This window comes from Acinetobacter lwoffii (assembly GCF_024129595.1).
Taxonomy (GTDB): domain Bacteria; phylum Pseudomonadota; class Gammaproteobacteria; order Pseudomonadales; family Moraxellaceae; genus Acinetobacter; species Acinetobacter lwoffii_O.
Window position 1 is genome coordinate 86,455 of sequence record NZ_JAMXXS010000009.1, and the last position, 13,192, is coordinate 99,646.

The 13,192-nt window shown below is 44.0% G+C and carries 10 protein-coding genes and 1 pseudogene; 6 read left to right on the forward strand and 5 right to left on the reverse strand.

From position 1 onward, the window contains the following. The first annotated feature begins 37 nt into the window (after positions 1-37). From NI466_RS06755 to wecB, 6 genes and pseudogenes are all read left to right on the forward strand, one after another. Positions 38-1,639: an ABC transporter ATP-binding protein gene (locus NI466_RS06755; RefSeq protein ID WP_086044850.1), complete on the forward strand. Its 1,602-nt coding sequence runs from the start codon at positions 38-40 to the stop codon at positions 1,637-1,639. A gap of 41 nt (positions 1,640-1,680) precedes the next feature. Then, complete coding sequence (locus NI466_RS06760) at positions 1,681-2,778, forward strand: ABC transporter permease (RefSeq protein ID WP_253173156.1); 1,098 nt, start codon at positions 1,681-1,683, stop codon at positions 2,776-2,778. A gap of 33 nt (positions 2,779-2,811) precedes the next feature. Continuing rightward, positions 2,812-3,732, forward strand: coding sequence for an ABC transporter permease (locus NI466_RS06765; protein ID WP_004729775.1), 921 nt, complete (start codon positions 2,812-2,814; stop codon positions 3,730-3,732). A 43-nt stretch (positions 3,733-3,775) separates the two neighbouring features. Next, positions 3,776-5,154, forward strand: a pseudogene (locus NI466_RS06770) (amidohydrolase family protein). A 238-nt stretch (positions 5,155-5,392) separates the two neighbouring features. Then, entirely contained in the window at positions 5,393-6,577 is a 1,185-nt protein-coding gene (locus NI466_RS06775) for a tetratricopeptide repeat protein (RefSeq protein ID WP_247143396.1), read from the forward strand. Between the two features lie 2 nt (positions 6,578-6,579). Continuing rightward, on the forward strand, positions 6,580-7,725 hold the full coding sequence (gene wecB, locus NI466_RS06780; RefSeq protein WP_253173157.1) for a non-hydrolyzing UDP-N-acetylglucosamine 2-epimerase: 1,146 nt from the start codon (positions 6,580-6,582) through the stop codon (positions 7,723-7,725). On the opposite strand, the gene NI466_RS06785 is transcribed toward wecB, so the two are convergent. Genes NI466_RS06785 through NI466_RS06805 form a run of 5 tightly spaced genes read right to left on the reverse strand, consistent with a single transcriptional unit; the run spans position 7,722 to position 13,069 of the window. Continuing rightward, positions 7,722-8,597 (reverse strand): alpha-amylase family protein, encoded by an 876-nt coding sequence (locus NI466_RS06785; protein ID WP_045796775.1) that lies wholly within the window; start codon positions 8,595-8,597, stop codon positions 7,722-7,724. The genes wecB and NI466_RS06785 overlap by 4 nt on opposite strands. Next, the gene (locus NI466_RS06790) at positions 8,597-10,417 is read right to left on the reverse strand and encodes a hypothetical protein (RefSeq protein WP_338149393.1); all 1,821 of its coding nucleotides are present in this window, start codon (positions 10,415-10,417) and stop codon (positions 8,597-8,599) included. The genes NI466_RS06785 and NI466_RS06790 overlap by 1 nt, the downstream gene beginning before the upstream one ends. Then, positions 10,414-11,667 carry a glycosyltransferase family 2 protein gene (locus tag NI466_RS06795; protein WP_253173158.1) on the reverse strand — a complete coding sequence of 418 codons (1,254 nt, stop codon included), beginning with the start codon at positions 11,665-11,667 and terminating at the stop codon, positions 10,414-10,416. Before NI466_RS06795 ends, NI466_RS06790 begins: the two co-directional genes overlap by 4 nt. Then, a complete protein-coding gene (locus NI466_RS06800; protein ID WP_247143400.1) occupies positions 11,664-12,557 on the reverse strand; it encodes a hypothetical protein in 894 nt (297 codons plus the stop codon). The genes NI466_RS06795 and NI466_RS06800 overlap by 4 nt, the downstream gene beginning before the upstream one ends. Beyond that, complete coding sequence (locus NI466_RS06805) at positions 12,554-13,069, reverse strand: hypothetical protein (protein ID WP_253173159.1); 516 nt, start codon at positions 13,067-13,069, stop codon at positions 12,554-12,556. Before NI466_RS06805 ends, NI466_RS06800 begins: the two co-directional genes overlap by 4 nt. Positions 13,070-13,192: the final 123 nt, after the last annotated feature.

Genomic DNA, 13,192 nt, shown 5'->3' on the forward strand with positions numbered 1-13,192 from the left:
TGGATGCCGCACTGTCACAGCATTGAATAGGGCACTGATGATGACCTCTCAACACGATAGATCTGCTCATGCGCAAGAGTTGAACGCACGTTCTTCTTCAGGTGTACCGCGTTTACAGCTCATCAATATCTGTAAAAGTTACAATTCATTGAAAGCGAATGACCAGATACATTTAACCGTTCAACCTGGGCAAATTCATGCCATTTTGGGTGAAAATGGTGCTGGCAAAAGTACCCTGATGAAAATCATTTATGGGGCAACCAAGGCCAATCAAGGACAAATCCTCTGGAACGGTAAAGAAGTTCATATTGATAACCCGTCGATGGCAAGAAAACTCGGGATTGGCATGGTCTATCAGCATTTCTCTTTATTTGAAACCTTGACCGTGGTGGAAAATATTTTGCTGGGACTGGATGAAAAGATTCATTTAAAAGTCCTGAGCCAAAAAATTATTGAAGTTTCAGAACAATATGGTTTACCCATTGATCCACGCCGCGAAGTACATTCTTTATCGGTAGGTGAGCGGCAACGTGTCGAAATTATTCGCTGCCTTTTGCAAAATCCCGCTTTAATCATTTTAGATGAACCGACTTCAGTATTGACACCACAAGCGGTACGGCAACTGTTTAAAACTTTACGGTTATTGGCCTCCCAAGGCGTTTCAATTTTATATATCAGTCATAAATTACACGAGATCAAAGAACTCTGTGATGAAGCGACCATCTTACGCAATGGCCGTGTCACCGGAAATGTTAATCCCAAAGACAACAGTACCAGTGATTTAGCACGCTTAATGATTGGCCGTGATTTACCGACCTATGTACGCCCTGAATATACAGGTGAAAAACAGATATTATTCCAGGTTGAGAATCTCAATTACCAGTCCGACGACCCATTTGGTGTGTCGCTGAAAAATATCAATTTAAATATTTTTGCCGGTGAAATTGTAGGAATTGCCGGGATTTCTGGCAATGGGCAAGCAGAATTACTGTCTTTATTGTCGGGTGAAAATAGCCTGAAACATGGCCGGATGGTTCTGGATCAAATCGATATTTCCCGATTCAGTTCTGGACAACGGCGTGATTTGGGCCTGGGCTTTGTCCCTGAAGAACGTCTGGGCCGAGGAGCAGTCCCGAACATGACACTGTCCCAGAATGCCTTGCTGACCGCATTTCGGCAGAACCTGACGCAATGGGGATTAATCAAGTTTGCACAATGTAAGCTTTTTGCCGAGCACTGTATTGAAAAATTCGGGGTGAAAGCCAGTGGCCCAGAGGCAGAAGCACGTTCCTTGTCCGGTGGAAATCTACAAAAATTTATTGTCGGCCGGGAAATTTTGCAAAACCCGAAATTCCTGATTGTGGCTCAACCGACCTGGGGCGTTGATGTGGGCGCGTCCATGTTTATCCGGCAAACCCTGATTGATCTCTCTCGACAAGGTGTTGCCATTTTGGTGATTTCAGAAGAATTAGAAGAGCTGTTTGAAATCAGTGATCGTCTCTGCGTGTTGGCCAATGGTGAACTATCTCCAGCGATACCTACTCATGAAACCAATACTGAAAATGTTGGAATCTTGATGTCAGGCATTCCAGGCCATGACACTGCGATCATAGTAGAGGAGCAGCAGGCTCATGCTTAATATAGCCAAAAAACAAATATATAGGTTGAGAGGAGAGCGACATGCACTTACTGGAACCGCGTGAACATCCCTCTCAAATCATGAAGTGGCTTTCACCGCTCATTGCGCTGCTAGCCATGCTGATTGTCGGTAGTATTCTGTTTTTAATGTTGGGGATTAATCCCGCGCAAGCCATGTACATCTTCTTTATTGAACCGCTGACATCGTCTTATGGTTGGAGTGAACTGGCAGTCAAAGCCGGACCTCTGATTCTGATTGCCTTGGGGCTGACGGTCGGATTTCGAGCCAAATTATTCAATATCGGTGCTGAAGGTCAGCTCACCATGGGCGCGATTTTTGGCGGTGGTATTGCGATTTTATTTCATGATCACATCGGCTGGTGGATTCTCCCGTTAATGATCGTTATGGGCGCACTTGGTGGGGCACTCTGGGGTGCAATTCCTGCCTTACTGAAAACCCATTTTAATGCTGAAGAAACCCTGACCACCCTGATGATGAATTATGTCGCAGTATGTGTGTTGCTATACCTGGTCAATGGTCCCTGGCGTGATCCGGAAGGGATGAACTTCCCTCAATCGGTGGTTTTTAGTGAGAGTGCAACGCTGCCATTTATTGTAGAAGGCACACGCATTAATACCTCTATTTTTATCACTTTTTTTGCAGTCCTTCTGTTCTGGGTTTTTATGCGTAAAAGTCTGACGGCCTATAAACTGGAAGTCAGCGGTCAGGCACCTTTAGCTGCCAAATACGCAGGTTTTTCTTCCTCCAAAGCTATCTGGATGAGTCTGGTGATTTCCGGAATGATGGCAGGTATTGCCGGAATCTGTGAAGTGGCTGGACCTATTGGTCAGCTGAATCCGAACCTGTCCCCAGGTTATGGCTATGCGGCGATTATCGTGGCCTATCTAGGGCGTTTAAACCCCATCGGTATTGTGCTGTCAGGCTGTTTCATGGCGCTGATTTATCTGGGCGGCGAAATGGCACAAATGCAGTTGCAGCTTCCGGTCGCGGTTACCGGTATTTTCCAGGGCCTGCTGTTATTTTTCCTGTTGGCTTCCGATGCATTAATTGAAAACCGTTACCGGTTTAGCAAAAAAATGGTGCCACCGGTCCCTCAGTCCACAGCAACCACCCTCTAACCCAATGTTGTCTACAGCAAAAGGAAGCATGATATGGCTTTAGAAATAACTGCAATTCTTGCAGGTACTGTTGCAGCAGCAACACCACTGATTTTCGCAGGTCTGGGGGAATTGGTCACACAGCGGACAGGTGTGATTAATCTTGGAGTAGAAGGGATGATGCTGGTCGGTGCAATTGCAGGTTTTGCTTTTGCTGCGCAATATGATGCCAGTGTATTAAGTGCCTTATTGATGGGTGGTCTGGCAGGCATGCTGATGGCCCTGATTTTTGCCTTTTTTACCTTGTCTTTAAGTACCAATCAATCCGCGTGCGGTTTGGCTTTAACCATTTTTGGACTCGGTATCTCTGCATTTTTGGGACAGAACTACGTCAGTATGGCTTTACCGGGTCTGGCTAATTTTAATATTCCACTATTAGCGGATATTCCAGTATTGGGTCCGATTTTGTTCCAGCAAAACTATGTGGTTTATCTGTCAATCTTGGTCTTCTTTCTGGTGTGGTTTGTCTTGGCCAAAACCCGTTTGGGCTTATTGCTTAAAGCAGTCGGAGAATCACCGGAAAGTGCGCATGCCATGGGTTATCACGTGTTGGCGATTCGTTATGGCGCAGTGCTATTTGGCGGTTTAATGGCAGGGGTTGGCGGAGCATTTTTATCGACCGTATATACCCCGATGTGGATTGAAAATATGGTGGCAGGCCGCGGCTGGATTGCCATTGCACTGGTAGTATTTGCGGTGTGGAAACCAACACGTTTAATGCTCGGCGCTTACCTGTTTGGGGGCGTAACCATTTTGCAATTTCACGCCCAGGCGCTTGGAATCAAGGTGCCGAACGAGCTGCTTGCCGCATTGCCCTATATAGCCACCATTGTGGTACTGGTCATGATTTCACGGAATAAAAAAGTACTCAAAATGAATTTGCCATCTTCTTTAGGCAAAACCTTCGTGCCATAACCGCAGCCATTCATCATAAATAGAATAGATTTGAGTATAAATCATGAAAATTTTAACAGCTTCCTATGTCCTAACCATGAATGCGCAGAATGAATGCATTAAAAATGGCGCGATACTGATTGAGGACGACCAAATAAAAGCAGTGGGTACATTGGCGCAATTAACTCAATGCTATCCAGAGGGGCTCATTGAGGATTACCCACAAACGATCCTGATGCCGGGCTTGATCAATACCCATTGTCATTCCGGTTTATTGTGCGGCACGGCTGAAGGATTACCGGTTTGGGATTGGTTACAGCAGTATATTGACCCCATGCACCGGGTGTTGACACCCGAAGATGCGAAAATTGCTTCTTATTTGTGTTATGCCGAGGCACTTTTGTCGGGAACCACCACTATTGTCGATATGTGGCGTTATATGGAGGGTAGTGCGGAGGCAGCAAAAGCCTTAGGGATTCGTGCCGTTCTAGTGCCTTATGTCGCAGAGCATCCGGATCACAATTATTTTGAAACCTTAAAAAGTAATGAGGCCTTAATCAATCGTTGGCATCAGCAGGCGAATGGACGTATTCAGGTTTGGGTGGGTTTAGAGCACCTGTTTTATGCGGAAGCTTCAGCATTAAGCCGTATTGAGAAACTTTGTCAGGATTATCAAACCGGTTTTCATACCCACAGCAATGAAAGCCAATTTGATGTACAGGAAAACCTGCGCCGTTCAGGTATTCGCCCGATTGAAAGTCTGCAAAAGCTAGGCTTGCTAGATCTGCCTAAAACCCTGTTGGCACATTGCGTCTGGGCAGATGCAAATGAAATTCAGATTTTAAGGCGGCATGCGGTCGGTGTCGCCCATAATCCGATTTCCAATATGATATGAAATTGGCCTCCGGTGCAGCCCCTGTGGTTGAAATGCTACGTCAAGGTGTCGCGGTGGGTTTGGGTACTGACGGAGAAAAAGAAAACAATAACCTGGATCTATTTGAAGAAATGAAAACGGCGTCATTATTAGCAAAGTTCTCGAATTTAGATGCGGCTGCTCTGGATGCCTGGTCAGTCTGCCAAATGGCGACTGTCACAGGAGCTAAAGCTTTGGGTATGCAAGATGAAATTGGTTCATTGGAAGTTGGTAAACAGGCTGACCTGATTGCAGTTAGATTGGATACACCACGGATGACACCGTTGATTGATCATGGAAAATTATTTAATTTGCATACCAATTTAGTGCATGCAGTTCAAGGCCAAGATGTCGTGATGACGATGGTGGCGGGACAAATTGTGGTTAAAAATGGTCGCTTGATCAATGCCGATTTACAGGCTCTAATTGATCAAGTAAATAAGGCGGCGCCACGCTTGTTTGAACGTCGTGATCAGTGGTTTGCAAAGCAGGGGCGAACGGTAAATGAATTACAGCGGGAAGAATTTTAAGATTTACGTGGGGGTTGAGGTTATTCATTGATAGTGGGACGACTTTTATCATGATTAGTTACGTTAAAGCTAAAACAGCCATTTATTAAAGGAATATTTTAAAAAATAAGGCTAAATTTTTAATTAAGTTACTTTTTATAAAGAATATATATAGTTTGGTAACCGCGCTTAACTCACGAGAAATTGAAAAATAAATAACTGTTATAGTGATATAGAATATTCAATATATCTCATTAAAATGAAAAAATTAATCATAATTTCAAGTACTTGTTTATTTCTCTTGAGTATTTCTATTCAGGCAGAAACTCGAGCAGAAAATAATTCAGAGATTTATGCGTTATGGGAACAATATTACCAAATAGAAAAAAACAACCCAGAGCAGGCAACGCATCTTTTGCAGCAAATTAGCCAGAAATCGCCGGAGGATCCAAAAGTCTGGAAAACCTGGACATATCTGGAAATGCGAAAAAATAATAATCCCGAAGCTTTAATTTATATTGATCGAACTCTTGAATTAACGCCAGATGATGAACAATTGTTGTTGCAAAAAGCCTATCTGTTGAATGCTGCTCAGCGTAATCCCGAAGCTTTAGAAATATTTAAAAAACTGCAAAGTTCCTCAAATCCTGAAACTGCAGCAAAAGCCGAACAAGCAGTACTCAATTTAAGTGGAACAACAAGTGGTCAGACTCAAAATACCTTTGCTGATATCTATTTTTCTCCTTCTTTTGAAGGACGTTATGACACAGCCATCTTGCCTTTGAAGCTCCGTTATGGACGTTATTGGGGAGAAGAGAACCGTGGCCAGATTTATGGCTTTGCCAGCATTAACAGGGATACCCAATCTACCGGCGGTGCGCGACCTGAGATTATTGACCAGAATGCAGCCATTGTCGGTGTTGGAACAAATTACCGTCCTTGGGAATGGCCGCTCTATCTATATCTGGAACTCGGCGGAAGTTATGATCTAATCGATTTAAACCGAGACAAATTCAGGGAAAGTATTAATTTTGGTTTGACCAGTTATCAGGAATGGTATTGGCATGATTCCGAAACCAGTCATAGTCCGGTTACCCAGAAGACTCAGTATTTTGCCGAACTGTATGGCAATGCAGCGAGCTATTCACGTGAAGATTATAATGTAATTGGCGACCTGCGCTTGCGTACCGGTTGGAACTTTAACCGGGATCATCTAGGCAATATCCAGACTTATCTGAAGCTACATACGATTAATGACTCCAATAACGAGTTTTATAACAACCTGGCAGAGCTGGGACCGGGTATAGCCTGGCAACCTGTAGACTTCCCGGTCAAGCTACGTATTGAACAGATGTATGGCAAATATGTAAATGGGGCACCTGAGTCTGGAAAAAGAACTTTTGATAATACCCGAGTGGAACTGACTTATTACTGGAGCTTTTAACCATGCCGATTGATCTTTCTTTTATTTTTGGTACTCGCCCTGAACTGATTAAATTAGCACCAGTCATCTTAAAAGCCCAGCAGGATTCACGATTTAGAGTCAGTGTGGTATTTACCGGTCAGCATCTGGAATTGGTACAGGATGCGATCGAGTTTTTCCAAATCAAGATTGATCATCATCTGCAAATCATGCAACCTGGCAAAAGTCTAAATATTCTATTAAGCAAGGCATTGACCGAACTCGATCAAGTATATCGTGACATGCCGAAATGTGATGTAATTATAGTGCAAGGGGATACCACCACTGTACTTGCAGGTGCTCTGGTGGCCTTTAACCTGAATATTCATCTGGCGCATGTTGAAGCCGGATTACGCTCTTTTGATCTGATGCATCCATTTCCGGAAGAAGGTAACCGACAACTGGTTTCCCGCTTGGCCCAGTGGCATTTTGCACCGACCCGACGTTCTGCAGAAAATTTGCGTCAGGAAAATATTCGAGACCAGCAGATTTTTATTACCGGTAATACCGTGGTTGATGCTATTTATCATGCCCGTGATTTAATGCAATCTTCTTCTCAGCAGTCTCAGCAAAGGTTAGAGCGAATGGGGCTGAAATTAAGTGAACAAGATAAACTGGTCTTGCTGACCGCGCATCGACGGGAAAATTTTGGTGAAGGTATTCAAAATATCTGTGCCGCCATCCATACACTATGTCGCCGTTATCCAGAGCTGCATTTTGCCTGGCCTGTGCATCTCAATCCGCAGGTATATAAAATTGCCTATCGCGAGTTTCTGGATCATCCGCAGGTACATTTGTTAAAACCTCTGGATTATCCGGACTTACTGGCTGTTTTAGGTGCAGCCTATTTTATTATGACTGATTCAGGCGGTATTCAGGAAGAAAGCCCCACCTATCAAAAACCGGTGCTCATACTGCGGGATGTAACTGAACGCCCGGAAGTGGTTGAAGCAGGTTGTGGAATACTGGTCGGTACCGACCAGGCCAAAATCGTACAAGAGTTTTCTCGTCTAATGGATGATTCAGCCTATTATCGACAACATGCAGAAGTCGAAAATCCATTTGGTGATGGTCATGCTTCGGAACGTATTTTGGAACAGATGCTGCAAGATTTAACAGCCAGAGCTTAGTAATTGATTTTCATCCACAAATAAAGCCAGAGCACACTGGCTTTATTTAAATAATGTGGACCATCAAAAATATAGACACGCTCTCCAGCATAAGCTTTTAACTGTTTTGCAATTTCCCAAGGATAAGCTGCACGAAAGCCGCCTCCCGGTTTAGGCCGGAAAGCTTCGAGAATAATTACAACTCTTTTGTCACCAACCTGATGTTTAAGATTTTGATAAATCACCGCTGCTTCTTCGGGGCTGCGCGTGCCCACACCGACGCCATCCTGAAAAAAAACTTGGGCATTATCAGGCAACCAGCTTTCAAGCCAGTAATGTAAAAACCGTGATTTGCGATCTGCACTATAAATGCTGATCCAGATTGGTCGCTGGAACTCGGCAACATAACGCGCCAGATTGGCAACTCCATGCCAGCTTGGATCAGCTTCTACAGGAAAATAATAAGCAGCAGGCTGAACTGGAAGAGAAGTTTTAATAATCTGTTGGGATTGTAAAAAGAGCTGGTCAATATTTTCACGTGCCACAGGTTCCTGAAAAATGCCTGCCAGACCTAAGATAACCTGCTTGGACCAGGGTTGTTCGGTAATCGTATTCCAGTCCGGCTGATGTTGCCATTGGGCTCCGGGGATTTCTTTAAAAAAGGAGCGTCCGTCTACAATACTCCATTGAGTGACTAAGGTATCGATGCCTAATAAGTGCCAGTTACCGGAGGCGTGACTCATCTGGTCAACCTGCCAGAAAATACCCTCAATTTTAGGCGCTGTTACCGCTTTAGCATCTGCACGTGCCATAAAAAACGCAGAGCCAGTAAAAGCCAAGGCAGGAAGTGCCAGTAACACCAGTAAGCCTAAAATCAGGTATTTTTTCATCATTATTCTTCTTTGGTTTTTTGTGCCTTACGGGTTCTGCGCCAGAACAGCAGCCCTATAATAAGCGCAGCAACAATCACTAGAATAATAGCAATAGTTCGCATGGAAATCTGTTCAATTATCGGGGTTTCTGCTTTTTCTATAGCTGTTTGACTAAGTACGGTAATTTGCCCTTGGGCAGAAATAAACAAGGCCGCAGTATTGTTCGGGATTTTCTGCTGGATTTGCGGCCAAAAGCGGGAAAAATTTTCTACCCCGAGGTTGTTGTCGCTATAAATCCAGAAATTCCCGTTTCTGACGGTGATCAAACTACCATTTGCCGTAGTAGGTAAGTAAAGAATCTGACTGTATTTTTGCAATTCGGATTGATAACGCTGGGCATTCAGCAGGATATTAATGGTTTTAGGTGTACTTGGATTCAGCTGGGTGATATTCAGACCAATTGGATCATTACTGAGCAGCATGTTCTTGGCAACTTGAGCTAGGCTGATCGCGATGGGGGTGGCTACAGGCGTATTCATGGCAATTTCAGGAGTCTTGTCAAAAACTGTAGACAGGCTGATGACTCCCTGTTTCATCTGGTAAGGCAGACTAAGCTTGGATTTTTTAGCATCAATCCATAAGGCATTACCCGCATTAGGTAGACAATTATTGCTATTTAACTGGTTATTACTCACCGTCATGTTAAAGCTGTTGGTATAGGGATAATCTGCACCTACAAATTCAAACTGCCGCTCAACCGGGCTGGAATCCAGTTTTGCCAGACTGGTACTACCTGCGAGTACTTCATTGAGCCAAACCTGTAAGGTCGAGCCTTGTAAGAGTCCGCTTTGCGAACGGAAATTAAGCTGACCCTTTAAAATATCCGTAGCTTCCCAAACAGCAGGAAAGACCAGTGAAATATTTTTGGGAGTATTGTCTAGTTTGAAATCGGAAATGCCCAGATCAGCCAAGCTTTCAAAACGGCGTACACTGGCCCAGTTTGGTCGTGCGACAGGGCCATTTAAACTCGCTGTTGCAGTATTTAGTTGTGCCAGATATTGCTGATTGAGCAGGGCATTGACGGCCATCAATAATTGGGATTCTGAAGAGTATTCAATCGTCAGGCTTGGTACCTGGTTAACCTGATTTAGACTCATCCGTGCTGCGGGTAATTTTGCGGCCGAACGCTGAATATTGATCATGAAATCAGGTGCTGATTCAGGAGTGGTATTTAGCCGCCATTGCACAGGTGTCGCAAAATTCCAGGCAGTTGCCAGCCTACTCATCATGGTGGCTTCCAGGAAATTTGCCGTATTAAAACCTAGCAGTGCCTGTACCGGTTCTGAGCGGTTCAATTGGCTATTGAACAGGACATCCGGGAGTTGATTCAGCTGCATGCTGTTACGCTGCGATTGGTAACTCAGATTTGGTTGAGTCAAGGTAGTCTGTAAATTGCTTGATTCAAGACAAATATTGGCAGTACTTTGTCCAGGTCCTGGTTTTTGTAAAATACTGATATCCAGCCGATGAAAACCGCTGTCGGCAGGGGGGAGGCTAAAATTTAATGTGCCTTTACCACTCAAATTTTGTTGATGAATCAGCTGATTGTCATACCGGACAATCACTGTACTGCTACCCTGTACATCGAACTGACTGCTGAACTGGACATCCTGCCAGCTTTCACCTTTTCCAACATAAAAAAAGTAAGGTGCAGTTTGCTCTACATGCCGTGCAACTACATCATCAAGCTTCCAGGTGGCCGCATAGAGAGGTGCACTAGACAATGCCAAGATAAGTGAAGACATTAATCTCAAAGGAGCTGTTTTTATGTGCATGATCATTTTTTTTCCTTCTTTCGTTCTGTCTTGTACCAAGTAATTCCCTCACCCTTGATTTTGCCTTTTAACATGTCCCAGGCGGCTTTAAAGACAATCAGGAGAAATACTTGTGAATAGGTGAAATAAGCGATAAAGGCATAGAAGTAAAATCGTTTAGGCACTTCTTTTTCCAGACTGAGGGTAAACCAGATCTGGACCAGATAAAGAATAAAGGCCAAGATGAAAAGCAAGGTAAAAGGACCGGGAATTGTAGTGCCATCAATACCGAGTAGACCAACCACCAGCGTCATATGACTTAAGAAGAGGGCTGGCACAAAAATGATGTAACACATAATATTGTTGCCGATTTCCATTCCGATTGGAAAAGGATGCCGGAGCGCTGTTCTTAAATATTTACGGGTTACATAAAAGTTACCTTGAGTCCAACGCGAGCGTTGTTTGATAAAAATATTCAGGTCACCCGGATCCTGTTGCCAGCCTACGGCATAAGGCACCCATTTAATCCGTTTATGTCCCAGAAAAATCCGGTAACTCATTTCGGTGTCATCGACCAAGGATTTTTCGTCAAATCCGCCTAGAATATCGAGTGCATCTCGCCAGATCACATAATTGGTTCCCATTAGGGTGGAAAGACGGAAACGCAGCCAGCGTCCACCCTGAAAAATCCACTGGAAATAGATAAACTCGATAGCGATAAAGGTACTAAGGGGGCTGTCTTTCCAGTTGCGGGTACGAACTTTGCCATTCACTGCGACCAGACTAGAATCTGCCAGCAAGGTCTGGGCAATCAGTCGCACACAATCCGGCTCTGGCGTACTGTCCGCATCATAAACCGCGATCAATTCTCCGCAGGCGTGTTTGAGTCCGTTATTCAAAGTTCTGGATTTACCTTTACCGCCTTGACCTTTAGGCACATTGATGACCCGAATGACTGGAAATTCGGCTGCCATACGATCGGCAATTTCCTGGGTATTGTCTTTAGAGGCATCATTAATCAGCAGTACTTCATAGCTTTCAGCCGGATAATCCTGTGCAGCTAGAGAGCGTAAGGTATCTTCAATCACCAGTGCTTCGTTATATGCCGGCACCAGCACACTTAGCATGGGCCAACGTTCAGGTATCGGCAAATTGGTCAGTTCCTGACTGGCTCGAATCGAATAACGCCAGGCAGAAAAGCTGAGCCAGGCCCAAAAGGCCTGTGGAATCCAGATCCCGATAAAGCCAGTAATAAACAGAATATCGATCATGCTCATGATTTTTTGAACCTCCGCCATAACATGGTGATCAGGAGGATGAGCATTAAGATAACGATCACAACAACGGATGCCCAGGAAGTAGAGGTACCCCAGAAGCTTAATAAATTAGGGTAATGGGTCGAGAGCACCAGATGTAATGGCAAGATTACGATTCCTGCTGAGAGCAAGATATAGCCGAGTGGATTGGTATGCATCCGGTTCAGTTGGCTGTCAAAGCGTGTATTTAAAAAGGTCCAGGAAATTCCCAATTCAGGATAAGCGATCTCACTTTCGGCAAGTGGCGCCTGAGGATTCAGGATAATTCCGGTACCATTGAAAGCAGTTTGTGGGTAGGCGGTGTAAAATTGTTGCTGACCCGATTGAATTAAACGGGCGGGTAAAGGCAGTTGTCCAGGATTGGCCTGAACAATGTAAAGTCCCGCAGGTAAAGTTTTGAGATTCGGATTCCAGCCATCCTGTATATAGGCAGCCATGGGACGTAGACCTGCACTGGTGGCGAGGGTCGCAAGTCCGCGAAAACGCTTTGGTTCGATACTGCTTAGATCAAGAATCGGGATAGCACCTTCCGAAACCTCCTGTTTGATCTGAAAGTAGATTGACGGTTTCATGAAATTTTCAGGAATGATTAAACCCGGTTTAATAGCCTGATTTTTCATGTTTTGATAAGTTTCGTAATGTATTTGATCAAAGCTAAATATCGGCCATAACTTCCTAGGAGCTGGGAAATAGGCTGGAATTTGCTTAATATCTGAGGAATCTTGCTGCTGAACCGGATCGGCTGTTTTAAGCTCACATTGATAATATTGTTGATAGTAAGAACTCAGTACCGGGTCAGGCAGTGTATTGACTGAAATGATCAGACCGCAGACATGCAAAAAATGACTCATAGGCGTTCCTCCAAGGAGGGTCGGCCCTGATGATGGGGTAAATGAGTAATCTCTGTTTTAATCAGTTCAATCTGTTTGATTTTTTCAATCAGTTGTTTGGAAATAGTAGATTCTCGATCGGCAATCGTAATTACGCGCAAGACCGAGAGCCGGCTATCAGTAAAGGAAAAGTGAGGAACTTCAAACTTATTTTCCAGCACATGGATAATTTTTTGTTGCAACAGTTTTAGTTCATCCACCTGCAACATATCTCTTAATAAACTGTGGTTGGTAATTTCTATATAAATTTCATCGTATTGAGGAATCAGATTCAGATTTAACATATCCTGAACTTGAGTTTGGGTATAGAAATAAGTACTGATAGGTAATGTTTTATGGGTCAGATTTTTACGATAAGTATCCAGTAAATTGTCGGTTTGCCTGTTGGTCGACATCATTTCATAGTAAATACTAAGTAGAAGTGGCGCTACAGGTAGAATAAAAAGCTGCAAGAAGCGAGTATTGATATCCATGCTGTCAGCCTGGACATTAAATAAAATATAACTAGATCTCTTGCGAAAGTCATTATTGCAAGTTTATCCGGTTTACGAGTGCAGCAATTAAGTTAATGCGTAAACCGAATCTTTTCCGTCTAT

What these genes read in the sequence shown, in the direction of transcription:
- NI466_RS06755 (WP_086044850.1), top strand. Translation starts at nt 38, where the DNA reads ATGATGACCTCTCAACACGATAGATCTGCTCATGCGCAAGAGTTGAAC.
- NI466_RS06760 (WP_253173156.1), top strand. Translation starts at nt 1,681, where the DNA reads ATGCACTTACTGGAACCGCGTGAACATCCCTCTCAAATCATGAAGTGG.
- NI466_RS06765 (WP_004729775.1), top strand. Translation starts at nt 2,812, where the DNA reads ATGGCTTTAGAAATAACTGCAATTCTTGCAGGTACTGTTGCAGCAGCA.
- NI466_RS06775 (WP_247143396.1), top strand. Translation starts at nt 5,393, where the DNA reads ATGAAAAAATTAATCATAATTTCAAGTACTTGTTTATTTCTCTTGAGT.
- wecB (WP_253173157.1), top strand. Translation starts at nt 6,580, where the DNA reads ATGCCGATTGATCTTTCTTTTATTTTTGGTACTCGCCCTGAACTGATT.
- NI466_RS06785 (WP_045796775.1), bottom strand. Translation starts at nt 8,597, where the DNA reads ATGATGAAAAAATACCTGATTTTAGGCTTACTGGTGTTACTGGCACTT.
- NI466_RS06790 (WP_338149393.1), bottom strand. Translation starts at nt 10,417, where the DNA reads ATGATCATGCACATAAAAACAGCTCCTTTGAGATTAATGTCTTCACTT.
- NI466_RS06795 (WP_253173158.1), bottom strand. Translation starts at nt 11,667, where the DNA reads ATGAGCATGATCGATATTCTGTTTATTACTGGCTTTATCGGGATCTGG.
- NI466_RS06800 (WP_247143400.1), bottom strand. Translation starts at nt 12,557, where the DNA reads ATGAGTCATTTTTTGCATGTCTGCGGTCTGATCATTTCAGTCAATACA.
- NI466_RS06805 (WP_253173159.1), bottom strand. Translation starts at nt 13,069, where the DNA reads ATGGATATCAATACTCGCTTCTTGCAGCTTTTTATTCTACCTGTAGCG.